Here is a 25,440-nt window from a genome sequence, read left to right on the forward strand (position 1 = left end):
ATGACCGACGACCGCTTCGACATCTGGGCCCCGAAGGCCCGCACCCTCGCGCTGTCCGTGGGGGACGAGCGCCTGCCGCTCTCCCCCGTGGGCGACGGCTGGTGGACCCTCGACGCCGCGCGCGCCGAGGCCCTCCCCTCCGGCGACCTCGACTACGGCTACCTCGTGGACGACTCCGACACCCCGCTGCCGGACCCGCGCTCCCGCCGCCAGCCCGAGGGCGTCCACGGGCGCTCGCGCACGTACGACCCGTCGTCGTTCGCGTGGACCGACCAGGCGTGGACCGGCCGCCAGCTCGCCGGCGCCGTCGTCTACGAGATGCACATCGGCACCTTCACCCCCGAGGGCACGCTCGACTCCGCGATCGACCGGCTCGACCACCTCGTCGCGCTCGGCGTCGACCTGGTGGAGGTGCTGCCGGTCAACGGCTTCAACGGCACGCACAACTGGGGCTACGACGGCGTCCTCTGGTACACGGTGCAGGAGACCTACGGCGGCCCCGAGGCGTACCAGCGCTTCGTCGACGCCTGCCACGCGCGCGGCCTCGGCGTCGTGCAGGACGTCGTGTACAACCACCTCGGCCCCTCGGGCAACTACCTGCCCGCCTACGGCCCGTACCTGCACGAGGCGTCGGCGAACACGTGGGGCAGCAGCCTCAACCTCGACGGGGAGGACTCCGGTCCCGTCCGCGAGTACGTCATCGACAACGCGCTCATGTGGCTCGGCGACTACCACGTCGACGCGCTGCGCCTCGACGCGGTGCACGCGCTCGTCGACCACACGGCGACGCACCTCCTCGAGGAGCTCGCGGTGCAGGTGGACGTGCTCTCCGCGCACGTGGGCCGCCCGCTCACGCTCATCGCCGAGTCGGACCTCAACGACCCGAAGCTGATCACCTCGCGCGAGGCCCACGGCTACGGACTCGACGCGCAGTGGAGCGACGACTTCCACCACGCCGTCCACGTGGCGCTCACGGGCGAGACGACGGGCTACTACGAGGACTTCGCGTCGCTCGGGGCGCTCGCCAAGGTCATCACGCGCGGCTTCTTCCACGACGGCACGTGGTCGTCGTTCCGCGGCCGCGTGCACGGTCGGCCGCTGGACCTCGAGCGGATCCCCGCGCACCGCCTCGTGGTCGCGAACCAGAACCACGACCAGATCGGCAACCGGGCGACCGGCGACCGCCTGACGGCGACGCTCGACGAGGGCGGGCTCGCGCTGGCGGCCGTGCTCACGCTCACGTCGCCCTTCACGCCGATGCTCTTCATGGGCGAGGAATGGGGGGCGACCACCCCGTGGCAGTTCTTCACCTCGCACCCCGAGCACGACCTCGGCGAGGCGACCGCGAAGGGCCGCATCGAGGAGTTCGCGAGGATGGGCTGGGACGAGTCCGTCGTGCCGAACCCGCAGGACCCGTCCACCTTCCAGGACTCGAAGCTCGACTGGTCGGAGCTGTACGGCGCCGAGGCCGCCGCGTCGCAGCACGCGCGGCTGTTCGCGCTCTACAGCGAGCTGATCCGCCTCCGCCGCGCGCACCCCGACCTCACCGACCCCCGGTTCGCCGAGGTCGAGGTGGAGGTGCACGAGGAGGCGCGCCTGCTCGTGATGGACCGCGGCGAGCTGTCGATCGTGGTCAACCTCTCCGACGAGGAGCGCCGGGTGCCCGTCGTGGGCGAGCGTCCCGCGCTGCTGCTCGGGACCGCCCCGGGCGTCGAGCTCGGTGCGGACGAGGTCGTGCTCCCGGCGCGCACCGCCGCGATCCTCGGGCCGGTGGCGGACGCCGCGGAGGCGCTGCTCGCCTGAGCGACCGGGGCCCGGGCGGGCGGCGACGTGCTCCCGGGCCCTCCCCCTGCGCGGTCCCGCGCCCGTGCTAGGTTCGAAACAGGCCGGGCTGGGGGGCACGCCGACGTCGTTCCCGAGCGTCGGCAGCGGCGACATCCCTCGACGGAACGGACTCCCCTTGCGCATCTCAGTGATCGGCTGCGGCTACCTCGGAACCGTGCACGCGGCCTGCATGAGCCGGCTCGGGCACGACGTGGTGGCCATCGACGTGGACGCCGCCAAGATCGCCTCGCTCCAGCAGGGCGTCGCCCCCTTCTTCGAGCCGGGCCTCCCCGAGCTCCTCAGCGAGCAGCTGGCGACCGGGCGCCTGCGGTTCAGCACCGACGCGGCGGAGACCGCCGGGGCCCGCGTGCACTTCATCGCCGTGGGCACGCCCCAGAAGCGCGGCGAGAACGCGGCCGACCTCACGTACGTCGACGCGGCCGTCGAGGCGCTGATCCCGCACCTGGCCGACGGCGACGTCATCGCCGGCAAGTCGACCGTCCCCGTCGGCACGGCCCGCCGGCTCGCCGAGCGCGTCCACGCCCGCGTCCCCGGCGCCACGCTCATGTGGAACCCCGAGTTCCTGCGCGAGGGCTTCGCGGTGGAGGACACCCTCACGCCGGACCGCTTCGTCTACGGGCTCCCCGCGGGCGAGGAGGGCGAGGCCGCCCGCGCCGTGCTCGACGAGGTCTACGCCACCGCGATCGGCGCCGGCACGGCCCGGGTCACCACCGACTACGAGACCGCCGAGCTCGTCAAGGTCTCCGCCAACGCGTTCCTCGCGACCAAGATCTCGTTCATCAACGCCATGGCCGAGGTGTGCGAGGCGACGGGCGCCGACGTCACGCAGCTCGCGGACGCCATCGGGTACGACGACCGCATCGGGCGCCGCTTCCTCAACGCCGGCGTCGGCTTCGGCGGCGGCTGCCTGCCCAAGGACATCCGGGCCTTCATGGCCCGGGCCGGCGAGCTCGGGGCGGACCAGGCGCTGACGTTCCTCCGCGAGGTCGACTCCATCAACATGCGCCGCCGCGTCCGCGCGGTCGACGTGGCGCGCGAGGTGTGCGGGGGATCGCTGCTCGGCCGCAACGTCGCCGTCCTCGGCCTCGCGTTCAAGCCGGAGTCCGACGACGTGCGCGACTCCCCCGCGCTCAGCATCTCCGCGCAGCTGCAGCTGCAGGGTGCGCGCGTGCTGGCGACGGATCCGTACGCGAACGAGAACTCGCGCCGCCGCTTCCCGGAGCTCACCTACGTGGACACGTGGCAGGAGGCCGCACGCGACGCCGACGTGGTCATGCTGCTCACCGAGTGGAAGCAGTACCGCGCCATCGACCCCGCGGAGCTCAAGGCCATCGTGGCCACGCCCGTGATCGTCGACGGCCGCAACTGCCTGGATCCCGTCGCATGGCGCGCGGCCGGCTGGCGCTACCGCGGCATGGGCCGGCCCTAGTCCTCGCGGGTCGGATCACCCCTGGGCCAACGCCCCGACGATGATCGCGAACACGCTCACCAGGGCGGCGAGGACAGCGCCGTTCAGCAGGATCCCGGCGATCGCGCGGTCGTGCCCGTCGGGCTCGCTGCACAGGGCCATGATCCCCACGACGAGTCCCGCGAGCGGGCACACGACGGTGAACCCGGCGACGAGCGAGACGAGTCCGATGATCACCGAGGACGTCGCCAGCCCCTTCTGCTGAGGGACGAGCCCGCCCACGTCCACCGGAGCCGGCTGAGGCCAGCGTGGATCGGACGGGCGGGCGGCAGGCGGATCGGGATCGGGGCGGCGGACGTCCACGGCTCTCCTCGCGTCGGGTGGGTGACGCGGGAGAGTAGCCGATGTCGCGCTCCGGGGAGCGCGTCATCCACGCTTCCGTGGAGCGCGCGCCCGATCAGCGCGGAGTGGTCGCCGCGAAGCCCATGAGCGCGCCGCCCGCGACGATGATCGAGATCCCGATGGCCACGGGGATGAGCAGCAGCAGGCCGTTGAGGATGAGGCCGGTGATGGCGAACCCGCGGCCGGCCGGCTCCTTGCGGATGCCGATGACGCCGAAGACCAGGCCGATGAGCGGGCACAGGAACGTCCAGAAGAAGAAGACCGAGACGAGGCCGAGGATCATCGAGGTGAGGCTCATGCCCTTGGGGGGCGCGGCCGCGTAGACGGGCTGGCCCCAGGCCACCGCCGCCGGGGCGGGCGGCACCGGTGCGGGCGCGAGGCCGTACGGCGGGGCGGCCGGGGCGGACGCGCTCGGGTGCGGCTGCACGGACGGCGCCGCCGGTGCGGCAGGCGCGGGAGCTGCGGGCTGGTCGTCGGATGCGGGCGCGGCGGGATCGGTCACGGTGGTCCTCGTCAGTAGGGCGGATGTCACCGGAGGTTATCGCGTCCCGAGGGCGCGGAGCGCGGGTCCGACGCCGTGGTACCGTCCGCGCCGGGCCGCCGCAGGAGCGACGCCGGCCCGATGGCGCCCCGGCCGAAGCGCGCCGCTGCCTGGTCGACCGTGCGCTCGGCCTCGCGCCAGCCCTCGTCGGCGTCCCACAGCGCGACGGCCCGGTTGTCGGCGTCGTCGAGCTGCTCGGCCCGCACGCCCACGAGCCGGATCCGGTCGCCCGGGCGTGCGACCTGCTCGTAGACCTCGCGGATCTCGTCGTAGATGCGCCGCGCGACGTCCGTCGGCTCGGACAGCGTGCGCGAGCGCGTGATGGTGCGGAAGTCGGAGTAGCGGAGCTTGAGCGACACGGTGCGCGCGGTGAGCCCGGCACGCCGCAGCCGCTCCGCGACGCGCGTGGCCTGGCCGAGGAGCTCGCGGCGCACGATCGCCGGATCCGCCACGTCGTCGGAGAACGTGTTCTCGTGCCCCATGCTCTTCTCCTCGCGGTGCGTGCTGACGCGTCGCGGGTCGCGTCCCCAGGAGAGGTCGTGCAGCCGGGCGCCCGCGGACTCGCCGAGCATCGACTGCAGCGCGGGCAGGGGCGTGTCGGCGATGTCGGCCACCGTGCGGAGGCCACGGCGGAGGAGCGCCTCCTCGGTGGTCTTCCCCACGCCCCACAGCGCGCCGACCGGCAGCGCGTGGAGGAACGGGAGCGTCTCGGCGGCCGGGATGACGAGGAGGCCGTCCGGCTTGCAGCGGGTGCTCGCGAGCTTGGCGACGAACTTGGTGGACGCGGCGCCGACCGAGCAGGTGAGGCCGGTCTCCGCGTGGACGCGGCGGCGGATCATCGCGCCGATCTCCGCGGGCGAGCCGAACAGGTTCCGCGCCCCGGCCACGTCGAGGAACGCCTCGTCGATGGACAGCGGCTCCACGAGCGGCGTGACGTCGCGGAAGATCCCCATGACGACCTTCGACCAGTGCGCGTACTTCTCCATGTGCCCGCCGATGACCGTGGCCTGCGGGCAGAGACGGAGGGCCTGCGCCATGGGCATGGCCGACCGGACCCCGAACCGGCGCGCCTCGTACGTGGCGCTCGTGACGACGCCGCGCCCCGCCGAGCCGCCCACGATGACGGGCGTGCCGCGGAGCTCCGGCCGCTCGAGCAGCTCGACGGCGGCGAAGAACGCGTCCATGTCGATGTGGAGGATGGTCGCCTCGGAGTCGTCCGCGCTCGCGTCGGACGTGCGCCTCGTCGATCCGTCCTGCCTGCTCATGTCGTCCTCACGCTAGCCCGGGCCGCCGACATCGGTCGACGTCGGCGGAGCCGCGGCGCGGCGCGGGCGGAGGGTCGCGGCGCGCGGCGCGGATCAGGCGGCGGGCTGGGCGCGGTGCCCGGCGTCGTCGTCGCACTCCGCCTCCGCGGCGACGTCGACGCCGCCGCCGTCCCGCCGCCCGTCCCGCTCGTCCTCGAGCCGCGCGATGCGCTTGAGCGCCGCCTCGTGGCTCGTCGACTGCGCCCCCATGACGCGGCCGGCCACGCCCAGCATCACCCGCGTCGACGCCAGCGCCGGCAGCGGGAACGGGCCGAAGGAGGCACGGTCGAGGCCGAGCAGCTCGCGGTACCGCGGCTCGAGCGAGGCGACGGCTCCCGCGAAGAGCACCCGGTAGGCGGGGAGCATCGACGGGCGCAGCGGCGGCTCACGGAGGAACGAGATCGTCTCGCGCGTGCGCTCGTCCGCGCGGAGCAGGCCCTGGTCGTGGAAGGCGTCGATCTGCGCGTGCAGCTCGGCGTGCGAGCGCGGCGGCGCCTCGACGCCCATCAGCTCGCCCGCCTTGGCCCACTCGGCCACGTACCGGTCGGGGCCGCCCGGGATCGGCGGGCCCCACTGCATGTGCGTGCTGAGGAAGGCGTCGGTGAAGACGATGTGCACCCAGGACAGGAGGTCGGGGTCGTTCGCGCTGTAGGGGCGCTCGACGCCGTGTCCGTCCACGAAGGTGCCCTGGACCTTGCGGTGGTACCCGCGGACGCGCCGGCTGACGTCGACGGCCGTGTCGCGGTCGCCGAACGAGGTGGTGACCACCCAGCGCACGGTGCCGGCGAGTCGGCCGAGCGGATCCTCGCGGTACCGCGACCAGTCGTGCACGCCCGCCATGGCGCCCGGATGCAGGGTCTGCATGAGGAGCGCGCGGATCCCGGCGACGAGCGACGGCATGCCGCCGTGGACGGACCAGACGGCGGATCCCGGGCCGAACCAGCCCGCGTCGTCGCCCTTCTCCAGGTCCTGGATCCACTGGGGTCGCCCCTCGGAGTCGGCGGAGAAGGTCTCCAGGATGTGGGACTTCCAGCGGTCCGCGTATCTGCTCACGTCATCGAACCTATCCCGCGTTTCCCAGCCTGGGGAGGTCCCCGCGGCACGGATCCCGAACGGGGGCGTGACGGCTCCCTGGACGCGTCCCCCGTGCGGGGGCCATGTCGGCTGTACGGCGGATCAGCCGTCGAGGAGGGCGACGAGGGCCGCGACCGTGCGGGCGTTCCGCGCCGTGACGGAGGCTCCGAGGCCGCGCCAGAAGGAGGCGGGGATGCGCGAGCGCGAGACGCCGTCCGGGTGCCAGGAGTACACCGCGCGCTCGGCGACGCGCACCAGGTCGGGCGCGATGCCCTCCGCGGACGGGGGCGCGGGCGCCGGACGCAGCGGCCGGTCGAGGAAGGAGACGAGGAGCAGGGACGGGTCGTCCGCGACGCCGGCGAAGGGGATCGCCGAGGCGATGGCACGGAAGTCGACCGCGCCGACCACGTGCACGTCGGCGGTCACGCCCGTGGCGAGGCGCACCGCGTCCTCGATGGCGACCGCGGCGCCCCGCCCGGCCGGGCGCACGTGGTCGACGACGGCGTTCCCGCTGCGGAGGTGCGTCCGCACGCCGGTGTAGCCGAGGCCCTCGAGCGCCTGCGTGAGCGCGGACATGGGCACCTGCTTCGCCCGCCCGACGTTGATCCCGCGCAGCAGCACGACCGACCGCTCCATCCGGCACCCGCTCCCCCGGCGCCCTCGCCGTCCGGACCAGTGTGGCCCGGGATCGGCGCGGACGGAACGGCGGGACGCCACGCGGACGGGCGTCCGCGCGGGCTCAGTCGCCGGACGGGCCGAACTGCTCCACCCGGATCGCCTCCCGCGGGACGCCCGCGTCGAGGAGGAGGCGCGTCGCCCCGCCGGCGAAGGCGGTGGATCCGCAGACGAACGCCACGCGCGCTCCCGCCGCGAGATCGGCGACCTCCTCCGGCCGGAGCCGGCCGAAGCCCCGTTCCCCGTGCCGCTCGCGCGTCGTCGCGACGAGCGCGCCGGCCGCCTCGAGCTCCCCGCGGCACGGCACGTCGTGAGCGGTCCGCGCCGAGACGGCGGCGCGCACGAGCCCGGGGACGCCGAGGTGCCGCGCGTGGCGGATCATCGACACGATCGGCACCGCGCCCGTCCCGCCGCCGAGCGCGACCGCGGGCGTCGCGCCGTCCCAGACGAAGAAGCCGCCGATGGGGAGGCGCATCTCGATCTCGTCGCCGGCCCGCGCGATCTCGGCGAAGAAGCCGCTGACCTCGCCGTCCTCGTAGCGCTCCAGGAGCAGCTCGATCCCCCGCTCGTGCGGCGCCGACAGGATCGAGTACGAGCGCTGCGCGACGTAGCCGTCCTCCGCGCGCAGGCGCACGACGCAGTGCTGGCCGGGGAGGTGCGGGATCCGGTCGGGCACGTCGAACCGCAGCAGCACGGTGCCGGGCGTCGGGTGCTCGAGCGCCGTGATCGTCGCGGTGCGCCACTCGCCGCCGACGGAGGCGGGGACGGCGGGCAGGACGGGCTCGGCGGGCACGTGGTCGGCCGGGGACGCGCCCGCGAGCGCGCTCAGCGGTCGCCCTGGTAGCGCTGCTCGCGCCACGGGTCGCCGCGGTCGTGGTAGCCGTTGCGCTCCCAGAACCCCTGCCGGTCGCGGTCGAGCAGCGTGAGGCGCGCGATCCACTTGGCGCTCTTCCAGAAGTAGAGGTGCGGCACGAGGAGCCGCGCGGGTCCGCCGTGGTCGGCGGTGAGCGGGCGGCCGTCGGCCTCGAACGCGATCCAGGCGCGGCCGCCGCGGAGGTCCTCCAGCGGGAGGTTCGTCGTGTAGCCGGAGTGCGAGGTCGCGAGGACGAAGCGGGCCTCCGGCAGCGGGCCGGCGGCGTCGAGCAGGGTGTCGACGCTGACGCCGGCGAAGCGCGTGTCGAGCCGGGTCCAGGTGGTGACGCAGTGGATGTCGCCCGCGTACTCGGAGCGGGGCAGCGCGTGCGCCTGGTCCCAGTCCCACGTCGTCGGCCGTTCGACGAGGCCGTCGACGGCGATCGACCAGCGCGACTCCGGCAGGTTCGGCACGGCCTCCGCCGTGAGGACGGGCCAGCCGCCCCCGGTGTCGTATTGGCCGGGCGGGAGGCGGTCGGCCGGGCCCTTCCTGGGGCGGCCGACGAAGCCGCGGGTGATGCCGGTCATGCGCGCCTCCTGGAGGGCGGTCGGGGACGGGTCCCGTCCATCATGCCGCGCCCGTCCGCCCGGCGGCCGCCCGGTGACGCTCCCGACGACGCCCGGCGCGTAGCGTGGTCGCGTGACCGCATCGCTCGTCCTCCTCAGCGACACCCACCTCCCGAAGCGCGCGAAGGACCTCCCGGCGGCGCTGTGGCGGGCGGTCGAGGCCGCCGACCTCGTGATCCACGCCGGCGACTGGGTCGACGAGCCCGCGCTCGACGCGCTCGAGGCGCGCTCGCGGCGGCTGGTCGCGTGCTGGGGCAACAACGACCCCGCGGGGCTGCGGGCGCGTCTGCCCGAGACGGCGCGCGTGGTCGTGGAGGGGATCCGCATCGCCGTCACGCACGAGACGGGCGCGTCCACCGGACGCGAGCGGCGGATGGTCGCGGCCTTCCCCGAGACCGACGTGCTCGTGTTCGGCCACAGCCACATCCCGTGGGACACCGTGACGCCCGCCGGCCTCCGGCTGCTGAACCCCGGCTCCCCCACCGACCGGCGGCGCCAGCCCGACTTCACCTGGATGACCGCGACGGCCGACGCCGGGCGGCTCGACGTGGAGCTCGTCCGGTCGGCGACGCGGGACTGACGCGCCGCCGCCGCCGGGTCGGGCCCGGCGGGCGCGACCTCAGGCCGTCGGGTCCGCAGCGTCCGCTCGACCGCAGAAGTCGAGGATCGCGCCCTCGAGCACGTCCGCGAGCACGCGGACCGAGGCGACCTCGGCCCACTCCTCGGCCGCGTGCGCGCCGCCGCCGGTGACGCCGAGCAGGATGCACGGGATGCCGGCCTCCTGCACGAGCCCGGCGTCGGTCCAGAACGGCTCGCCGCGGTGCGCGACGGGTGCGCCGGTGACGCGCGCGCCGCTGTCGAGGACGGCGCGGGCCAGCGGTCCGTCGACGTCGGCCTCGAAGGCCGCGCGGGCGACGAGCGGCACCAGCTCGGCGTCCATATCGGGCGTGCGGGCGACGACGGCGTCGAGGATGCGCCGCAGCTCCGCCTCCACGCCCGCCGGGCTCTCGCCGGGCAGGTAGCGCCGCTCGACGGTGAGCGTGCAGGCCTCGGCGACGGTCGCGGCGTCCGTGCCGCCGTGGATGCGCGATACGCGCACCGCACCCGTGCCGAGCAGCGGGTGCCGCGGGCCCGCCGCGAGCCGCGCGCCGAGGGCGTCCAGCTCGCGGAGCACGAGGCCTGCGTGCGCGATGGCGTCGACGCCCTGCTCGGGCATGGAGCCGTGCGCGGCGCGTCCGCGCAGGCGGATCTCGTACCAGCCGAAGCCGCGGTGGGCGACGATCGCCTCGGACTGGCTGGGCTCCGAGATCACGGCGCCGTCGACGACCGTGCCGTCGGCGGCCAGGGTGCGGAGCGCCTCCTCGGTGCCGATGCTGCCGAACTCCTCGTCGGCGACCAGGGCGAGCACGATGCCGCCGCGCGTGCCGATCCGCCGGGCGCGGTCGGCGGCGACCATCATCGCCGCGAGCCCGGCCTTCATGTCGAACGCGCCGCGGCCGAGCAGGCGGCCGTCCTCGACGCGCGGCAGGAGGCCGCCGCGCTCGGGGTCGCCGGGCGGCACGGTGTCGAGGTGCCCGTCGAGCAGGATGGTGCGCCCGCCGCCCGTGCCCGCCGCGGTCGCGAGGACGGTCGGGCGGCCGGGGGCGTCCTCGAGGATCCGGACGGCGAATCCGCGGGCGCGGAGCCAGGCGGCGACGTGCGCGGCGACCGCGGCCTCCCCCGCGGCGCCCGGGACGAGGTCGGGGTTCGTGGAGTCGATGCGGATGAGGTCCGCGGCGAGGTCGACGGGGTCGACGGCGGACGGGTCCGCCGGGCCGGGGATGGCCGCCTCGCTCACGGGCGCGGCGGCAGGTCGTCGGCGGGCAGCACGGGCGCGCCCGCTCCGGCGTCGGCCGCGTCGGCGTCGTCCGCGAGACGCAGCGCGCTCTGCGGCACCACGACCCGGCGGCCGGGACTCTCGTCCTCGTCGGCGCCGAGCTCCACGAGCCAGGCGCGGCCGCGGGCGGTCGGCACCGGGCTGACGCTGCGGAGCCCGTCGGACGCGGATGCGACCACGAGGCCCACGGGCTCGCCCGCGAGCGTCGCGTCGCCGGTCGCGGCGGCGCCGTCGACGATGACGACCACGGCGCCCACGCCGATCGCGTGCGTGCCCTCACCGCCGCGCTCGTCCTCGGAACCGTCCCGGCCGCGTCTCATCCACATGCGCCCATCGTCCCATCGGACGCTCCCCGCCGCCGCCCGGCACGCGGCCCGCCGCGGTCACGGGGAGCCCGTCCGGCGCATCCGGCGCGCCCGGCCCCGCCCGCCGCACGGACGACGCCCGGCCGCGGCGGCTAGCGTGGGGGTCCCACCCGCAATGAGGAGTCCGCGTGCCCCGTCCCACCGACATCATCATCAGCCCGCTCGACGGGAAGCGCGCCGTCGTCACCGGCGGCAACAGCGGCCTCGGCCTCGAGACGGCACGCCGCCTCGCCGCGGCCGGCGCCTCCGTCGTGCTCACGTCGCGCGACCCGGAGCGCGGCGAGGACGCCGCGGGCGCGATCCGCGACCGCCACCCCGGCGTCCACGTGGAGGTCGGATCCCTCGACCTCGCCGACCTCGCCTCCGTGCGCGCCTTCGCGGCACGCGAGATCGAGGCCGGGCCGATCGACATCCTGGTCGACAACGCGGGCGTCATGGCGCCGCCGGACCGCCGCGAGACCCGCGACGGCTTCGAGCTCCAGCTCGGCACGAACCACCTCGGCCACTTCGCCCTGACGGGCCTCCTGCTGCCCGCGCTCCAGTCGGCCGACGCCCCGCGCGTCGTCGTCGTGTCGAGCCTCGCGCACTGGATGGGGCGCATCGCGTTCGGCGACCTCCAGTCGGAGGAGCGCTACAGCCCGTGGGCCGCGTACGGCCAGGCGAAGCTCGCCAACCTGCTGTTCATGCGCCGCCTGCAGGCGCTGTCCGACGAGCGCGGCTGGGGGCTCACCGCCGCGGCCGCGCACCCCGGCGTCACGTCGACCAACCTCGCGAAGAACGGCCCCGGGTCCGGCCCGCAGGGCGTGATGAGCGACCTCGCCGCGAAGTTCGGCCCGGCCGCCCTGGGCCAGGACGTGCGCGTGGGCGCCCTGCCGCAGATCCAGGCGGCGACGGGCCTCGGCGTGCACCCGGGCGACTACTACGGACCCGCGGGCGCCGGGGGCATGAGCGGCATGCCGCACCTCGCCGCGTCGAGCCCGTGGTCGAAGGACGCCGAGCTCGCCCGCCGGCTGTGGGACGCGTCCGAGCAGCTGACGGGCGTGGTCTACCCGGCCTGATCCGCGGAGCGGCCCGCCCGACGGCCGATCGACCGGGCGGCCACGCGGCGCACGACGAGCGGCTGCACGAGGGCGAGCGCGACTCCCCCGAGGCCGAGCGCGACCCAGGTGCCGGCCACGCCGATGCGCGCCAGCAGCTGGGTGCCGAGGAGCGGTCCGACCATCGCGGCGATGCCCCAGCTCACGCCGTACGCCGAGAGGTAGCGGGCCCGGGAGGCGACCGGCGCCAGGGCGACGACCAGCGCGGGCGCGCGTCCGAGCAGGAGCAGGTCGCCGACGCTCCACACGACGGCGGCGGCCGCCAGCCCGAGCGGACCGCCGGCGGAGCCGGTCACGGCGAAGCCGGTGCCCAGCAGCGCGAAGCCGAGCGCCATGGCGGGCCCCGGACGGAGACGCGACAGGGGCACGCTCCGGAGCAGCGGCTGGCCGAGCACCACGACGAGCGCGGAGAGCGCGAACAGCAGGCCGGCCCGCGACGGCTCCGTCCCCCGCGCCGCGAGGGTCAGGGGCAGGAGCACGTCGAGCTGGAGGTAGAGGATCGCGAAGCCGGTGCCCGAGGCGAGCATGCCGAGGAGGACCGGATCGCGCCATGGCGACCGCGCGGCGCTGTCGTCGGCCATCGCGCCGCCGTCGGCCGCCCCGCTGCGCGTGCGAGAGTCCGCAGCCCGATCCGCCGACCCCCTCGGTCCCGCGGCCGGGGCCGGCAGGCCGAGGCGCACCAGGGCAGCGCAGGCGAGGCAGCTCGCCGCGTCCGCCACGAAGAGGAGACGGAGGTCGACGCCGCCGACGGCCGTGGCGAGGACGCCCGCGACGACGCCCGCCGCGGCGAGGCACGCCGCCAGCATCCCGTACGCCGCGACCCGGTCCCCGTCCCCCTCGACGAGGTCCGCGACGAGGGCCTGGCTGGCCGGCTCGTAGAGCTCGAAGGACAGCCCGAGGAGCACCGCCGCCACGGCCGCCGTCCGCAGGTCGGGCGCTGCGGCCAGCGCCAGCTGGCAGACCGCCGTCAGCACGAGGCCCGTCACGATGGCGGTCCGCCGCCCCACGGCGTCCGCCAGCCGGCCGCCCAGCAGCCGGGACGGGATCGTCGCCGCGCCGAAGAGCGCCACCACGGCGCCCGCCGCGGCGACGGAGGCGCCCATCTGCCCGGTCAGCACGACCGCGAGGAACGGCAGGGTGGCCGCGCCGAGCCGGTTCACGCTCCGGGCCGCGATGAGGACGCGCACGGGCCGCGGCAGCGCGCTCCATGCGGCGAGGTGACCCGCGCCCACCGTCCGCAGGGCGCGGGCGATGCCGCTCCGCGCATCGCGTCCCGTCATCCCGCTCCCCGTCTCGCGGCTCCACGTCGGCGGCCGGTGCCACGGTAGGGGCATCCGCCGTCGTCGCCGCGGCCCGTCCCCCACCCTGGCGCGCCTGGCCGATCCGCGGTCGCGCCCGGGTCCCACCCGGCCGCATTCCCTATGGTGGGGACATGAGCCTCGACGCCGACCGCCCCTGGGTACGCAGCTACGCGGACGGGGTGTCGGCGGACATCCCGCACGTCGTCGGATCGCTCGTCGACATGGTCGAGCGCAGCATCCAGCGGCACGCCAAGGCCGTCGCGCTGGAGTTCTTCGGGCGCGAGACGACCTATCGGGAGCTCGGCGACTTGATCAGCCGCGCCGCGGAGGGACTGCGCAAGCTCGGCGTGAAGAAGGGCGACCGCGTCGCGCTCGTGCTGCCCAACTGCCCGCAGCACGTGATCGCGTTCTACGCGGTGCTGCGGCTCGGCGCCATCGTCGTCGAGCACAACCCGCTCTACACGCCGCGCGAGCTCCGCCACCAGTTCGAGGACCACGGCGCTCGCGTCGCGATCGCCTGGAACACCGTCGTGGGCACGATCCAGGACATGCCGCGCGACGTGCCCGTCGACACGATCGTCTCCGTCGACCTGCCGGCCGCCATGCCGCTCGCCATGCGCCTCAAGCTCCGCCTGCCGGTACCCGCGGCCCGACGCGCCCGGGCCGCGATCACCGCGCCCGTCACGGACACCGTCACGTGGGAGCAGCTCGTCGACCACCGCCGCATCGCCGCCTCCCGCCCCCGGCCGGCGCTCGACGACGTGGCGATCCTCCAGTACACGAGCGGCACCACGGCGAGCCCCAAGGGCGCGATCCTCACCCACCGCAACCTGCACGCCAACGCGATGCAGGGCCGCGCCTGGGTGCCGGGCCTCGCCGACGGCGGCGAGACCGTCTACGGCGTGCTGCCCATGTTCCACGCCTACGGCCTCACGCTCTGCCTCACCTTCGCCATGGCGATCGGCGCCCGGCTGGTGCTCTTCCCGAAGTTCGACGTGGACCTCGTGCTCGCCGCCGCGCGGAAGCACCCGCCGACGTTCCTGCCCGCCGTGCCGCCCATCTACGAGCGCCTGGCACGCGGAGCGAAGGAGAAGCGGGTCGACCTCACGGGCGTCCGCTTCGCGATCTCCGGGGCCATGAACCTGCCCGTCGCCACCGTCGAGCTGTGGGAGGGCCTCACGGGCGGCTACCTCGTCGAAGGCTACGGCCTCACGGAGACGTCGCCCGTCGCGCTCGGCAACCCCATCGGCCCGTCCCGGCGGCCCGGCACCGTGGGCGTCCCGTTCCCGAGCACCGAGGTGCGCGTCGTGGATCCCGAGGACCCGACGGTCGACCGCGCCCCCGGCGAGGAGGGCGAGCTGCTCATCCGCGGCCCGCAGGTGTTCCAGGGCTACTGGCGCCGCCCGGACGAGTCGCGCGCCGCGCTCCTCGAGGGCGGCTGGTTCCGCACGGGCGACATCGTGCGCGTCGACGCCGACGGCTTCACGACCATCGTCGACCGGATGAAGGAGCTCATCATCACGGGCGGCTTCAACGTCTCGCCCAGCGAGGTCGAGGACGTCGTGCGCGGCGCCCCCGGCGTGCAGGGCGTCGCCGTGGTCGGTCTCCCGTCGGCGGATGGCGGCGAGGACGTCACGGCCGCGGTCGTGCTGGATCCCGGCGCGACCCTCGACGAGGCCGCGATCCGCGCCTACTGCCGCGCGCACCTGACCGCCTACAAGGTCCCGCGCCGCGTCGTGCGGGTCGACGCGCTGCCGACCTCCCTCATCGGCAAGGTGCTCCGCCGCCAGGTGCGCGAGGAGCTGCAGCGCGAAGGCTGACCGCCGCCTGGCAGGTCCCGGCCGCGACGCCTCCGCGGGGCACCGCGGTCCTACGGTGGACAAGCACGTTTCGTGCACCAACCATCGAAGGAGCGCAATGACCAGAGGCATCGCCGTCGTCACGGGAGGATCCGCGGGACTGGGACGGGCCACCGTCCGGGAGCTCGCGGACCGCGGCTGGGACGTCGCCGTCCTCGCGCGCGGCGAGGACGGGCTCGCGGGAGCCGTCGCCGACATCGAGGCGCGCGGACGCCGCGGCCTCGGGATCTCCACCGACGTCGCCGACCGCCTGGCCGTCGAGGCCGCCGCCGACCGCGTGGAGGACGAGCTCGGCCCCATCGACCTCTGGGTCAACGACGCCATGGTCGGCGTCTTCGGCGAGTTCCTCACGACGGACCCCGCCGACTTCGAGCGGGCCACGGCGGTCAACTACTTCGGCTTCGTCAACGGCACGCGCGCCGCGCTCTCCCGGATGGTGCCGCGCGACCGGGGCCACGTGATCCAGGTCGGCTCCGCGCTCGCCCACCGCGGGATCCCGCTGCAGGCCGCGTACTGCGCCGCGAAGCACGCCGTGCAGGGCTTCACCGAGTCGGTGACGACCGAGCTGATCCACAACGAGAGCGCCGTGAAGATCTCCACGGTCGACATGCCCGCCCTCAACACGATCCAGTTCAACTGGGTCAAGTCGCAGCTGCCGCACCACCCGCAACCGGTGCCGCCCATCTTCGAGCCCGAGGTGGGCGCGCAGGCCATCGCCGCGGTCGCCGAGAAGCCGAAGCGCCGCAACTGGGTCGGCGAGCCCACCGTGATGACCGTGCTCGGGAACCGCTTCGTGGCGAACTGGCTCGACGGCTACCTCGCGAAGACGGGCTACTCCGGCCAGCAGGCCGAGGACAAGACGCAGCCCATGCTCACGACGAACCTCTACACGCCCACCGCGGGCGATCACGGAGCGCGCGGCATCTTCAGCGACCGGGCGCGGATGACGAGCCCGCAGGTCTGGATCATCCGCAACCGCGCCACGACCGTCGCGATCGGCGCGGGCGCCCTCCTCTCCGGCGTCGTCGCCGGGGTCGCCGCGCTCCGGCGCCGATAGCCTCGACGCATGGGTGACATCGACGCGATCGTGGTCGGATCGGGACCGAACGGCCTGGCCGCGGCCGTGACGATGGCCCGGGCCGGCCTCTCCGTGCAGGTGCACGAGCGGGCGGACACCGTCGGCGGCGGCAGCCGCACGGCCGAGCTCACTCTCCCCGGCTTCCACCACGACATCTGCTCGGCCGTGCACCCGATGGCGCTCGCCTCCGGGTTCTTCCGCGCCTTCCAGCTCGACCGGCGGATCGACCTCGTCGTGCCGGAGATCTCCTACGCGCATCCGCTCGACGGCGGTCGCTCGGGCATCGCCTACCGCGACATCGACCGCACCGCCGACGCGCTCGGCGTGGACGGCCGGGCGTGGCGGCAGCTGATGGGGCCGCTCGCCGCATCCGCCGACCGCGTCGCCCAGTTCACGAACGGCCCGCTGCTCCAGGTGCCGCGCCACCCGCCGACCGCGATCCGGCTCGGCCTCCGCGCGCTCGAGCAGGGCTCCCCCGTCTGGAATGCGCGGTTCCGCGGCGACGTCGCGCCGGCCATGTTCACCGGCGTGGCCGCCCATGCGATCCAGACCATGCCGAGCGTGTCGACCGCCGCCGCCGCGCTCTCCCTCGGCGCGTACGCCCACGCCCGCGGCTGGCCGGTGCCGGTCGGCGGCAGCCAGTCCATCGTCGACGCCATGATCGCCGACCTGCGTGCCCACGGCGGCGAGGTGATCACGGGATCCGAGGTCCGCCGGCTCCGCGAGCTGCCCGCCGCCCGCGCGGTGCTGTTCGACACCAGCGCGCGCGCCCTCGCGCGCATCGCGAGCGATCGCCTGCCCGCCGGCTACCTCCGCGCCCTCCGCCGCTTCCGCTACGGCAACGCGGCCTCCAAGGTCGACTTCGCGCTCTCCGGTCCCGTGCCGTGGACGGATCCCGAGCTCCGCCGCGCGGGCACGCTCCACGTCGGCGGCACGCGCGCGGAGATCCAGGCCGCCGAGCGCGACGTGGCCGCGGGGCGGCACAGCGACGATCCGTACGTGCTCGTGGCGCAGCCCTCCATCGACGATCCCGGCCGCGCGCCCGCGGGGAAGCACGTGCTGTGGGCGTACACGCACGTGCCCGCGGGATCGACGGTCGACCAGACCGAGGCGATCACGCGCCAGATCGAGCGCTTCGCCCCCGGATTCCGCGACCTCATCCTCGCCTCCTCCAGCATCGACGCGGTCGGCATGGAGGAGCACGACCCCAACTACATCGGCGGCGACATCGCGGCCGGCGCCGCGAGCGTCTGGCAGCTGCTGGCGCGTCCGGTGCTGTCGCCGGACCCGTGGCGCACGCCGACCGCGGGCGTCTACCTCGCGTCGAGCTCGGCGACGCCCGGCCCGGGCGTGCACGGCATGGCCGGGTACCAGGCGGCGCGGAGCGCGCTGCGGCACGAGTTCGGGATCACGCGGGGGCCGGACCTCTCGTCGTGATCCGCCGGCTCCCGGCCTAGCCGCGCCAGCGCCCCACGTGCTCCCACGCGCCGAACATCGGGACGATCTCGTACATCTCGTCGACCGGCACCTCCCGGTACTCCCGCACCTCGACGTCGTCGCGCACGCAGTCGGTGCGGGTCCAGCGCCCGCATTCGTCCTCGCGGTACTGGAACTTCTCGATGAGCACGGCGTCCTTCCGTCGCAGGTATCCCTCGACGGCCGGGTAGTGGTGCTCCACCACCTGGCTCTTGAACAGCTGGTCGCCAGTGCGCGTGAGGCTGAAGCTGTACCGGATCCGGTGCCATTCATCGAGGTAGCGCGCCTTGATGCACGCGGCGTAGGGCATCACCTCCAGCAGGAAGTCCGGCGGCGTCGTCACGTCACGGCCGTCGTGCCAGGCGGCCACGGTGAACCAGTTGGCGGGCCCGGGGACCCGCGCCGCGTACCGCAGCCAGGCCTCCTCCTCGGTCATCACGTCGATGGGCCGGCCCCTGCCGTGGTGCCACCGCGCGCAGTACACGTAGATCACGTCACCGCTCCCCCGGCTCGGGCTCATGGACCCTTCCTCGCGCGTCGCGCACGATGACGTCCTGCTCCCGCGCGTGCTCGAGGAACGCGGGCGGGAGGCGCCGACGTTGCACGGGGAGCTCCAGCACGAGGTCGCCGTCGAGCTCGCCCACGCGGTCGCCCGCCTGACCGGGGTGGTACAGGGCCACCAGATCGTCGATCAACGCCCGGGCCTTCTCCGCGGACAGCCGACCGATCTGCACGCGCGGCTTCGAGATGATCTCCTGATCCGACATGTAGGTGTTCACGACGAGCGTCGCCTGCAGGGCCCGCTGCCACGGCCGGCGGAAGCCGGCGGGGAGCGGCGGCACCAGCGACGGGGCCGGCGACGGCGCCATCACGCCGTCCTCGAGGAGCACCGAGTTGAGGATGCGGCCCTCGACCGTGCGGATGATCACGCGCTTCTCGGTCGCCTCATCGAGGAGGGGCTGGGGGACGACCTCCGCCTGGGCCGCGATCTCGAGGACGGGCCTGCCGCCGATCGGCGCCGCCTCCCGCGCGACCCCGAAGCCGGAGTGGTAGTCCTGCGCAGGGGGTGGGAAGTCCATGGTGATGAGCGCTCCTCGGTGGTCCGGGAGACGGGCGGGTCTCCGGTGCTCAGGGTGGCCGAAGCGCCGTGACGGCGTCGGTCGGATCCCCAGGAATGGACCGCATGCGGCCCTCGACTGCCTGCACACCGCGAGCGGCTCGGCTGGGTCACCGTCGGACCCCATCGCCCACGAACCTTTGAAGGGGATCGACTCGCATGACCGCAGCGATGCTCTAGCGCGACCTCACATCAGTGCTCGACGTGCACGCGGAGCCAGTCCGATCGGTTCGATCGCCCTTCACACCATGCGCCTTCGTCTACTCGCTGATGCGCGTGATCACCAGCGACCGAACTTCCCCAACGACTCCCAGGCACCGAACTCGGGTACCGGCTCCCAATGCTTCGACACGTCGACATCGCGGTATTCCGACACGTGCGTCAATGGATCAGAATCGTCCATCACGACCTCCTTGGCGTACCCATCGAGCTTATACAGGTATTGCGCGACGTAAATCGCCTCATCGAGGCCATGATGCTGAGGCTTTCCGGGATACCTGTGCTCCGTCCCGTGGCTCATGAAGAGCGAATCATGCAATGGCGTGAATCCGTAGCCATATCGCTCATTGCAGTACGGATCGAGGAACTTCACATTGATATACGACGCTCCGGGTAGAACTTCCAACAGATATTCGGGCGCCACTCCCTCTACGCCCGGATGCTTTGAAGCAAAGACCGAGAACCAGTGATGCGGTTCCGCGACCTCACCCCTGAAGCGCCGCTCCGCCTCTTCTTCAGAGATCGGATCATCCGGCGTTCGCGACGCGGTGTCCCATCGGTGGCAGTATTCGTAGTCCATGAATACACCACTCTCAATGTAAAAGCACGCTTGGCGTTGCACTCGGTGAATCTGGACCCATGGCAGCATAGGGCTCCTCGCCTGAGCCGACTGCGTGCCTTAAGTTTGGAATGCGTAACAGGCTCAGCACGCGCCACGACAATGGCGCTGAATCGCGCCATGACGGTGGGGACTTGTTTATTCCATTCATCGATCAGATGCAGCCATGCGCTGTAATATTCCGCGGTCGGGTGCAATTTATGCGCTCACGCGACACGTAACGCTTTCACCTGCTCGAGCACCGTGAGTGGCAATGTGACCGTTCAGCGAAGGCGAACCAATGCACTCCAGTGACCGAATTCGGGGATAGGCTCCCAGTTGGCCCGAAGATCCACATCCCGATATTCCATCGTCTCAACGGTGGCCTTTTGTAGATCACGAATCGCCCGCTTCATTGTATTATCCTTCGGGTCGAATTGGATAGTTTCTACTTGCACGGCTTCATTCAAGCCCATGTATCGATCCGCATCTGGATACCGGCGCTCTGAAACCTGAGCAAGAAAAAGACGTTCATCGAGATTCTTGAAATTGTACGTCAGGCAGCTCCTATTAAATTGGTCGAGAATTCTAGTACGCACATGTGCCGCAAACGGAAGCACTTCAAGAACGCCCATCAGCACATCTTCATCGCTAACTGCGCCGATGCTGAACCATCCCCCCATCCCCGGCTGCTCCCCGGTATAAATACTACGGGCCTCGCTCACAGTAAGTTCACCGTGTGGCGCTCGCCGCCTATCACTCCACCGGTTGCAGTAGATGTATCTCATGTGAATTTCCGATCTTCAGGCTCGCTCAATACACATATCCTAGTGTGTCACGGATGATAACAGGCGGCTCCAAGCCGGCCGCGTACTCGAGGACTTCCATAGGAACTGGATCGATCTGCGGCGGGATTTGCAGGATAAGGGCTCCGTCGATGTACTCATCGGTTCCGGCAATTCGCGTTCCTGGCGGGTACTTTATCACGGCTTCGCGAAGATACGCCTGCACGCTCCTGATGTTGATGCGACTAAGTTGTGTAAACTTACGGGAAATAATCTCGCTCTCTTTGAGGTACGAATCTACTATTACAATCTTTTCCCGGATATTCGTTACCACACCCTCAGACGAGGTGACCTGCTTCGCCTCCACATGAACCAGGCGCAACTCATTATCGCCATGCTCGAGGTGATTCAGGTAATTAAATTCCTGCCCCTTAAGCAAGGGTATTCGCCAGGGGTCCGTGTTGGGATCCGCTAGCTGCGCTCTCACTAATTCCAGACCCCTGAGCTTGGGTGTGGCGCCCACATCGTCAGTCGACTCCCCCGGTGGCAAGCTGTCTTTCTCCATCGGGCTGTCATGTCGCCCGGAATCTTCTACACCGTGTGCGCTTCGGTCCTCGGTGGACTCGATAGTTGAGTGATCGTCGCTGTGTGGCAAGTGCCCCTGAGTCGACCCGTCTGGACCCGCGAGCGCATGTTGCGCTCCGGAGAAGTCTTGTTGATGGCCAAATGTCGGAGAACTGAGCCGCCGCCCGCCCCCTGGACTCATATCTCCGAACACGTCAATGTTACCGCTCTTCGCGACCAGTTCACCATCCGAAACTTGGGGTTTCCAAGGCTCAGAAGATGAGTCAACCGTCTCGGCGGTGCGATCAATCCGTGGCCCCTTATCGGCCAGGGCAGCATCGATCGGTCCTCCGAAATCTCGAGACGATATTGAATCCTGCTTTTGGGGGCCACCATCACCGCCTACACCCCGTTGGGTAGATCGCGCTGCCTCGGAGACTGCTTCCGATGCCGCATCGTGATTTATATTGAGACGTACACCCGTCGGCACCCGCATCCCGTCCGGCGTCACCATGTGCTCTACGCGAACGCTCACCTTCGGCACCCGCGCCAGCAGATCCCGGAACCCCGTCACGGATCCCGACACCGACGACGCCGCACCCCGGGACATCGCCGCCACGAGATCCCCGACCCGTCCCGACACCGCGCCGGTGCCCCTGAGCACACGCCCTAGCCCCGATGATGCCTCCCCCGCACGAGCCGCATCGGCGGCACCCTCGGCACCCATCTCCGTGGCGCGCGCCCCGAACCGCAGACCGCGCGCACCGCTCGCCAGGACCTTCAGCCCCGCACCCGCCTCCGCGCCCGGCATGAGCACGCTCCCGACGTTGAACTCCAATCCGCCCAATGCCCGACCCGGGTTCGTCTTCCAGGCCTCCTCGCTTCCGAGGAACCCCTCCACCACCTGCCCCCTCTGCGCCCGGAATCTCGGCGCCAACGTCTTCAGTAGATCCGGAGCGCCCTCGCCGGGATCCGTGAGAGGCGAAGGCAGCACAAACGTCGTCACCAGGTAGACGGATGCCGCGGCTCCCCGCCACGAGTTGAGCGCGAGGTCCCCGTCGAATGCCTTTCGGGTGTGGGCGTTGAAGCCGACCATGGCCAGCCCACCCTTCACCGACTCTCGGAAGGCATCCTGCGCGCCGTGCGCCTGCGCCTCCTGGCAGGACCGCTCCTTCATCGTCCCGAAAGGCAGCACCGTCCCGATGCTCGTGTCCAAGGCGGCTGGCGCGGCCGGCCCTTGCCCTGCTCCGCGGGACAGCCAGTACATGGGGGAATCCAGCCCGGAGAGCGCGGCCACGCACGTGTCGCGGGCGTGCGCCAGCGCATCCACCTGCGCCGCGACGCGCCGCATCAGGTCGTTGTTCCTGTCCGCGAACTCCGGGATGTAGTCAAAGATCTTCGTGCCCTCAGCCGTGGTGCCGACGACACTCGTGATGAACTGCTCGGCCTCGCCCGTGAGCTGCAGCAGCTCCGGCTTGATCCGGTCCACCTCGTCCGCGAACGCGGTGAGCGCGTGGGACGCTGCGAGGAACACCGCGCTCAGCGACTCCGTGCCCGTCTTCACCGGCGCCATCGTCTCGATGAGGCTCGGGGCCTCGGGTGCCCGGTACGAGGCCGAGATGCCCGACCACTTCGACACCACGTCAGCGCCGTGCGTGGTCACCGCCGTGGATGCGGAGGTGAAGCTCGCAGCGGCACGGCGGATCAGATCCGCGTCGAGACCCGCGCCGGGGATCGCGAACGGGTCGATGTACCCGTCCGCACGGCGGCCGGAGTATCCGCCGGAGTCGCTCGGCATCATCGCTGGACGCCCGACCGTTCGGTGAACCAGCTGAAGTCGCCCGAGCCCGCGGATTCCACCGCGTGCGTCTGCGCCGCCCGCACGTCTTCCGACATGGTGTCGTCGGCCGCGACGTAGTCCGCCGTGGCGGTGGACACGCCGAGCAGGCACGCCGAGATGCGGTTGCCCACGGTCGTCATCCTCGGTGCCTCCCGTTGCAGGAGCGCCGAAACGGCGGTCGCGACCTCGACGCAGTCCGACGTGCCGTTCGTGACGTCCGTCTCCGCGGATTCCAGGCTCGAGAACGCCTCCACGAGCGCCCCGGCCGCGTCCTGCACGTCCTTCACGACGGCCGACACCCCCGCGGGGTCAATGCTGTAGCTCGACATCCGATCCACCGTGCCCTTCTGTGCTCAGTCGATGCGCGTGACCGTCCGCCGCGGCGGCGATCGCGGTGATGAGCGCCCCGGCGTCTCCCGGTCCCCAGCCGCGCGCGTGCGCCTCCGTCCAGTGCCTGTCCTGTTCGACGCCGACGCCGAGGATCCGCACGGCGTCGCCCGCGTGCTCGAGCGGCCGGGAGCCGGTCACGGTGAGCTGCCCGCCGCGCAGGTTCGAGAGGAGCACCGCTCCCCTGTCCCACAGCGAGGCGATCCGGAGGTCCGGATCCGTGGCAGCTGCCCCGACGACGCACTCGCCGACGGTGACGGGCCGGGGCGAGAGGATCACCCACTCGCCGTTCACGGGGTCTCCCCCGCCAGGGCCGAGACGACGGTCTCCGGCCCGAAGGCGCGGAGCGCGGTCTCGAGGTCGGCCCAGGCCGGCGCCGGTCCGCTCCCGAACTGCAGGAGCAGGGACGGCGTGCGCGGATGCCCGATGCGCGTCAGCACGCCGGCGGCCTCCAGGCCGGCCGTGGGGAAGGCCCAGTCGCGGACCGCGCGCGGGCCCACGAGGGCCGCGCGCGGCTCGACCGCGTGCGGGGGGTCGGCGGAGAAGGTCAGGTCCTCCGCCCCCTCCATGGCGACGGCGAAGGCGAACTGGATCTGGGCGACGCCGTGCAGACGTCGCATCAGCCGGGCAGCTCCCTCCCCGGGGATCGCGCCGCGTACCACCAGCTTCGTCTCCTCGTAGATCCCCGAGGGCGCCTGCCAGGCCCGGAGGGTGCCGCTGGCTCCCGACCCGTGGACGACGATCCGCGAGACGTCCGGCAACCGTCCGCGCACCCACTCGGTCATGCCCCGCGGCGACCAGTCCGACGCCGCGGGCTCGACCGCGCCCCAGCCCTCCAGCCGGGTTCCCGTCTCCGAGGCGACGACCTCGGCGACGCGTCCCGCCTCGAACGCGGACGCGTCCACGTACCGGGCGCTCACGGTGACCTGCGTCCAGGCGGCGGACGCGCCGTCGCGACGGCGCTCCCCCGCGGCCGCCGCCGCCGTCCACGCCTCCGACGGACCGGCGATCAGCGTGTCCGTGCCGGCGAGACGGAGCCCGTCGCCGGCGGAGACGGCCCATCGGCCGTCGAAGAGCCGCAGCGCCTGCAGCATCGCGAACGTGAGCCGCGTCTGCGGTGGCGTCACGATCAGCACGCGCTTCGCGGCTGCCCCCGCGTCGGCCAGGAGGCCGGACCGGAGGGCGCTGAGGTGCAGGATCCGCGCGGTGCTGCGGATGACGAGGAAGCCGTCACCCATCTCCTCGATGAGGGGATGGGTGACGGCCGGTGTCGCATCCGCGACGGTGTCGCTCATGCGGTGACGCTCGACGCCTAGCCGATGGCGTCGACCGCCGCCTTCCCGCGCGACATGGCCGTCTGCGCGGTCTCGTCGTTGCGTGCCATCGCCTGGCGGAGCGCGTGGATGATGTCCCGCACCTGCTGGGCGACCGCATTCCAGCGGGCCTCCTTGGCCGCGTACTCCGTGGAGACGCCGTCGGCCTGGTAGTCGGCCATGGCGGCCTTCACGTCGGAGTCGCGCTGGTCGAGCAGCGACTCCAGGTGGCTCGCGACGGCCTGGAACTCGTCCTGGGCCGACTGGGATGCCGCGATGTCGTAGTCGCGGCGGTCTGCGCTGTTCCCGCTCATGTTCGTCGGATCCCTTCTCTAAGCCCGGCCGGAGAAGCGGGCGGAGTCGAAGCCCGCCCCGCTCTGCGCCGCGCGCGTCTGGTCCGACATGTCGGAGTCGCCCTGCTGGAAGGCCGTGTCCTGGCCCTGGATGCCGCCGAGCACCGCGGCCAGCGCCGCGTTCAGCTCGGTGGCGATGGAGTCCGTGTGCGCCTTGAACTGGTCGAACGCCTGGCGCCCCGCGCCGTTGAAGCGGCCCTCGAGCGGTGCCGCCGACTGCTCCAGCCGGCGCACGAGCGCGCCGAGGTCCTCGTGCGACGAGCTGGTCCGCTGTCCCAGCTGCGTGAGGGTGGATGCCCCCATCGCGAATTTCATGCCCATGTACCGCTCCTCTCAGCCACGCGGATGCCGCGCGCTGCTCGCCGATGCGACCGGACGACAGCCGTCCGATCGCACCGGATGGTACCCCCGATCCGGGGGCGCGGGAACGGTTAACAGAGGTACGGATTCTTGACGCTAGGATCGCGCTGGCTCGGGCGTCGGG

The 25,440-nt window shown here is 72.6% G+C and carries 27 protein-coding genes; 7 read left to right on the forward strand and 20 right to left on the reverse strand.

Going from position 1 to position 25,440, the window contains the following annotated elements; all coding sequences use genetic code 11:
* Entirely contained in the window at nucleotides 1–1,803 is a 1,803-nt protein-coding gene (gene treZ / locus PED38_RS06120) for a malto-oligosyltrehalose trehalohydrolase (protein ID WP_270980331.1), read from the forward strand.
* A gap of 157 nt (nucleotides 1,804–1,960) precedes the next feature.
* Nucleotides 1,961–3,274 carry a UDP-glucose dehydrogenase family protein gene (locus tag PED38_RS06125; protein ID WP_063072729.1) on the forward strand — a complete coding sequence of 438 codons (1,314 nt, stop codon included), beginning with the start codon at nucleotides 1,961–1,963 and terminating at the stop codon, nucleotides 3,272–3,274.
* A gap of 15 nt (nucleotides 3,275–3,289) precedes the next feature.
* Here the strand turns inward: PED38_RS06125 and PED38_RS06130 are convergent, their stop codons facing one another.
* The 7 genes from PED38_RS06130 to PED38_RS06160 form a co-directional block, all read right to left on the reverse strand.
* Nucleotides 3,290–3,616, reverse strand: a complete 327-nt coding sequence (locus PED38_RS06130; RefSeq protein WP_270980332.1) for a hypothetical protein — start codon at nucleotides 3,614–3,616, stop codon at nucleotides 3,290–3,292.
* A gap of 94 nt (nucleotides 3,617–3,710) precedes the next feature.
* Complete coding sequence (locus PED38_RS06135; protein WP_063072727.1) at nucleotides 3,711–4,157, reverse strand: hypothetical protein; 447 nt, start codon at nucleotides 4,155–4,157, stop codon at nucleotides 3,711–3,713.
* Between the two features lie 26 nt (nucleotides 4,158–4,183).
* Complete coding sequence (locus tag PED38_RS06140) at nucleotides 4,184–5,461, reverse strand: DNA polymerase IV (protein ID WP_270980333.1); 1,278 nt, start codon at nucleotides 5,459–5,461, stop codon at nucleotides 4,184–4,186.
* 93 nt (nucleotides 5,462–5,554) lie between these two features.
* Nucleotides 5,555–6,553 (reverse strand): oxygenase MpaB family protein, encoded by a 999-nt coding sequence (locus tag PED38_RS06145; protein ID WP_270980334.1) that lies wholly within the window; start codon nucleotides 6,551–6,553, stop codon nucleotides 5,555–5,557.
* Nucleotides 6,554–6,676: 123 nt separating this feature from the next.
* Entirely contained in the window at nucleotides 6,677–7,210 is a 534-nt protein-coding gene (locus PED38_RS06150; protein ID WP_063072724.1) for a DUF1697 domain-containing protein, read from the reverse strand.
* 103 nt (nucleotides 7,211–7,313) lie between these two features.
* Nucleotides 7,314–8,042 carry an FAD-binding oxidoreductase gene (locus tag PED38_RS06155; protein WP_270980335.1) on the reverse strand — a complete coding sequence of 243 codons (729 nt, stop codon included), beginning with the start codon at nucleotides 8,040–8,042 and terminating at the stop codon, nucleotides 7,314–7,316.
* 32 nt (nucleotides 8,043–8,074) lie between these two features.
* A complete protein-coding gene (locus PED38_RS06160) occupies nucleotides 8,075–8,689 on the reverse strand; it encodes a sulfite oxidase-like oxidoreductase (protein WP_270980336.1) in 615 nt (204 codons plus the stop codon).
* A gap of 112 nt (nucleotides 8,690–8,801) precedes the next feature.
* Between PED38_RS06160 and PED38_RS06165 the strand changes: the two genes are divergently transcribed.
* Nucleotides 8,802–9,308 (forward strand): metallophosphoesterase family protein, encoded by a 507-nt coding sequence (locus PED38_RS06165; protein WP_270980337.1) that lies wholly within the window; start codon nucleotides 8,802–8,804, stop codon nucleotides 9,306–9,308.
* 39 nt (nucleotides 9,309–9,347) lie between these two features.
* On the opposite strand, the gene PED38_RS06170 is transcribed toward PED38_RS06165, so the two are convergent.
* A complete protein-coding gene (locus tag PED38_RS06170; protein ID WP_270980338.1) occupies nucleotides 9,348–10,565 on the reverse strand; it encodes a M20/M25/M40 family metallo-hydrolase in 1,218 nt (405 codons plus the stop codon).
* Nucleotides 10,562–10,930: a hypothetical protein gene (locus PED38_RS06175; protein WP_063072720.1), complete on the reverse strand. Its 369-nt coding sequence runs from the start codon at nucleotides 10,928–10,930 to the stop codon at nucleotides 10,562–10,564. Before PED38_RS06175 ends, PED38_RS06170 begins: the two co-directional genes overlap by 4 nt.
* Nucleotides 10,931–11,097: 167 nt before the next feature.
* Between PED38_RS06175 and PED38_RS06180 the strand changes: the two genes are divergently transcribed.
* Complete coding sequence (locus PED38_RS06180) at nucleotides 11,098–12,027, forward strand: oxidoreductase (RefSeq protein WP_063072719.1); 930 nt, start codon at nucleotides 11,098–11,100, stop codon at nucleotides 12,025–12,027.
* On the opposite strand, the gene PED38_RS06185 is transcribed toward PED38_RS06180, so the two are convergent.
* Nucleotides 12,015–13,346, reverse strand: coding sequence for an MFS transporter (locus PED38_RS06185; RefSeq protein ID WP_270980339.1), 1,332 nt, complete (start codon nucleotides 13,344–13,346; stop codon nucleotides 12,015–12,017). The genes PED38_RS06180 and PED38_RS06185 overlap by 13 nt on opposite strands.
* 152 nt (nucleotides 13,347–13,498) lie before the next feature.
* On the opposite strand from PED38_RS06185, the gene PED38_RS06190 reads away from it, so the two are divergent.
* From PED38_RS06190 to PED38_RS06200, 3 genes are all read left to right on the forward strand, one after another.
* Nucleotides 13,499–15,187 (forward strand): long-chain-fatty-acid--CoA ligase, encoded by a 1,689-nt coding sequence (locus PED38_RS06190; protein ID WP_270980340.1) that lies wholly within the window; start codon nucleotides 13,499–13,501, stop codon nucleotides 15,185–15,187.
* A gap of 97 nt (nucleotides 15,188–15,284) precedes the next feature.
* Nucleotides 15,285–16,283 (forward strand): SDR family oxidoreductase, encoded by a 999-nt coding sequence (locus tag PED38_RS06195; RefSeq protein ID WP_063072716.1) that lies wholly within the window; start codon nucleotides 15,285–15,287, stop codon nucleotides 16,281–16,283.
* A gap of 9 nt (nucleotides 16,284–16,292) precedes the next feature.
* Nucleotides 16,293–17,741: a phytoene desaturase family protein gene (locus PED38_RS06200; RefSeq protein ID WP_270980341.1), complete on the forward strand. Its 1,449-nt coding sequence runs from the start codon at nucleotides 16,293–16,295 to the stop codon at nucleotides 17,739–17,741.
* Nucleotides 17,742–17,757: 16 nt separating this feature from the next.
* On the opposite strand, the gene PED38_RS06205 is transcribed toward PED38_RS06200, so the two are convergent.
* The 10 genes from PED38_RS06205 to PED38_RS06250 form a co-directional block, all read right to left on the reverse strand.
* Nucleotides 17,758–18,300, reverse strand: a complete 543-nt coding sequence (locus PED38_RS06205) for a hypothetical protein (RefSeq protein ID WP_270980343.1) — start codon at nucleotides 18,298–18,300, stop codon at nucleotides 17,758–17,760.
* Nucleotides 18,275–18,859 (reverse strand): hypothetical protein, encoded by a 585-nt coding sequence (locus PED38_RS06210; RefSeq protein ID WP_270980344.1) that lies wholly within the window; start codon nucleotides 18,857–18,859, stop codon nucleotides 18,275–18,277. The genes PED38_RS06205 and PED38_RS06210 overlap by 26 nt, the downstream gene beginning before the upstream one ends.
* Before the next feature lie 318 nt (nucleotides 18,860–19,177).
* The gene (locus PED38_RS06215) at nucleotides 19,178–19,696 is read right to left on the reverse strand and encodes a hypothetical protein (protein WP_270980345.1); all 519 of its coding nucleotides are present in this window, start codon (nucleotides 19,694–19,696) and stop codon (nucleotides 19,178–19,180) included.
* Between the two features lie 302 nt (nucleotides 19,697–19,998).
* A complete protein-coding gene (locus PED38_RS06220; RefSeq protein ID WP_270980346.1) occupies nucleotides 19,999–20,439 on the reverse strand; it encodes a hypothetical protein in 441 nt (146 codons plus the stop codon).
* 88 nt (nucleotides 20,440–20,527) lie between these two features.
* Nucleotides 20,528–22,864, reverse strand: coding sequence for a hypothetical protein (locus PED38_RS06225; protein ID WP_270980347.1), 2,337 nt, complete (start codon nucleotides 22,862–22,864; stop codon nucleotides 20,528–20,530).
* Nucleotides 22,861–23,232, reverse strand: coding sequence for a DUF6507 family protein (locus PED38_RS06230; RefSeq protein ID WP_270980348.1), 372 nt, complete (start codon nucleotides 23,230–23,232; stop codon nucleotides 22,861–22,863). Before PED38_RS06230 ends, PED38_RS06225 begins: the two co-directional genes overlap by 4 nt.
* On the reverse strand, nucleotides 23,213–23,584 hold the full coding sequence (locus PED38_RS06235) for a hypothetical protein (RefSeq protein ID WP_270980349.1): 372 nt from the start codon (nucleotides 23,582–23,584) through the stop codon (nucleotides 23,213–23,215). The genes PED38_RS06230 and PED38_RS06235 overlap by 20 nt, the downstream gene beginning before the upstream one ends.
* Nucleotides 23,581–24,585 (reverse strand): DUF6177 family protein, encoded by a 1,005-nt coding sequence (locus tag PED38_RS06240; RefSeq protein WP_270980350.1) that lies wholly within the window; start codon nucleotides 24,583–24,585, stop codon nucleotides 23,581–23,583. The genes PED38_RS06235 and PED38_RS06240 overlap by 4 nt, the downstream gene beginning before the upstream one ends.
* A gap of 17 nt (nucleotides 24,586–24,602) precedes the next feature.
* The gene (locus PED38_RS06245) at nucleotides 24,603–24,917 is read right to left on the reverse strand and encodes a pore-forming ESAT-6 family protein (RefSeq protein WP_063072706.1); all 315 of its coding nucleotides are present in this window, start codon (nucleotides 24,915–24,917) and stop codon (nucleotides 24,603–24,605) included.
* Nucleotides 24,918–24,935: 18 nt separating this feature from the next.
* The gene (locus tag PED38_RS06250) at nucleotides 24,936–25,277 is read right to left on the reverse strand and encodes a WXG100 family type VII secretion target (protein WP_414146362.1); all 342 of its coding nucleotides are present in this window, start codon (nucleotides 25,275–25,277) and stop codon (nucleotides 24,936–24,938) included.
* Nucleotides 25,278–25,440 lie beyond the last annotated feature (163 nt).

It is taken from the genome of Clavibacter sp. CT19 (assembly GCF_027858075.1).
In the GTDB taxonomy this organism is placed as follows: domain Bacteria; phylum Actinomycetota; class Actinomycetes; order Actinomycetales; family Microbacteriaceae; genus Clavibacter; species Clavibacter tessellarius_A.

Coding starts and splice junctions, on each gene's coding strand:
- treZ (WP_270980331.1), top strand. CDS start 1: ATGACCGACGACCGCTTCGACATCTGGGCCCCGAAGGCCCGCACCCTC.
- PED38_RS06140 (WP_270980333.1), bottom strand. CDS start 5,461: ATGAGCAGGCAGGACGGATCGACGAGGCGCACGTCCGACGCGAGCGCG.
- PED38_RS06150 (WP_063072724.1), bottom strand. CDS start 7,210: ATGGAGCGGTCGGTCGTGCTGCTGCGCGGGATCAACGTCGGGCGGGCG.
- PED38_RS06160 (WP_270980336.1), bottom strand. CDS start 8,689: ATGACCGGCATCACCCGCGGCTTCGTCGGCCGCCCCAGGAAGGGCCCG.
- PED38_RS06175 (WP_063072720.1), bottom strand. CDS start 10,930: ATGTGGATGAGACGCGGCCGGGACGGTTCCGAGGACGAGCGCGGCGGT.
- PED38_RS06185 (WP_270980339.1), bottom strand. CDS start 13,346: ATGACGGGACGCGATGCGCGGAGCGGCATCGCCCGCGCCCTGCGGACG.
- PED38_RS06190 (WP_270980340.1), top strand. CDS start 13,499: ATGAGCCTCGACGCCGACCGCCCCTGGGTACGCAGCTACGCGGACGGG.
- PED38_RS06195 (WP_063072716.1), top strand. CDS start 15,285: ATGACCAGAGGCATCGCCGTCGTCACGGGAGGATCCGCGGGACTGGGA.
- PED38_RS06200 (WP_270980341.1), top strand. CDS start 16,293: ATGGGTGACATCGACGCGATCGTGGTCGGATCGGGACCGAACGGCCTG.
- PED38_RS06205 (WP_270980343.1), bottom strand. CDS start 18,300: ATGAGCCCGAGCCGGGGGAGCGGTGACGTGATCTACGTGTACTGCGCG.
- PED38_RS06210 (WP_270980344.1), bottom strand. CDS start 18,859: ATGGACTTCCCACCCCCTGCGCAGGACTACCACTCCGGCTTCGGGGTC.
- PED38_RS06215 (WP_270980345.1), bottom strand. CDS start 19,696: ATGGACTACGAATACTGCCACCGATGGGACACCGCGTCGCGAACGCCG.
- PED38_RS06225 (WP_270980347.1), bottom strand. CDS start 22,864: ATGATGCCGAGCGACTCCGGCGGATACTCCGGCCGCCGTGCGGACGGG.
- PED38_RS06230 (WP_270980348.1), bottom strand. CDS start 23,232: ATGTCGAGCTACAGCATTGACCCCGCGGGGGTGTCGGCCGTCGTGAAG.
- PED38_RS06240 (WP_270980350.1), bottom strand. CDS start 24,585: ATGAGCGACACCGTCGCGGATGCGACACCGGCCGTCACCCATCCCCTC.
- PED38_RS06245 (WP_063072706.1), bottom strand. CDS start 24,917: ATGAGCGGGAACAGCGCAGACCGCCGCGACTACGACATCGCGGCATCC.
- PED38_RS06250 (WP_414146362.1), bottom strand. CDS start 25,277: ATGGGCATGAAATTCGCGATGGGGGCATCCACCCTCACGCAGCTGGGA.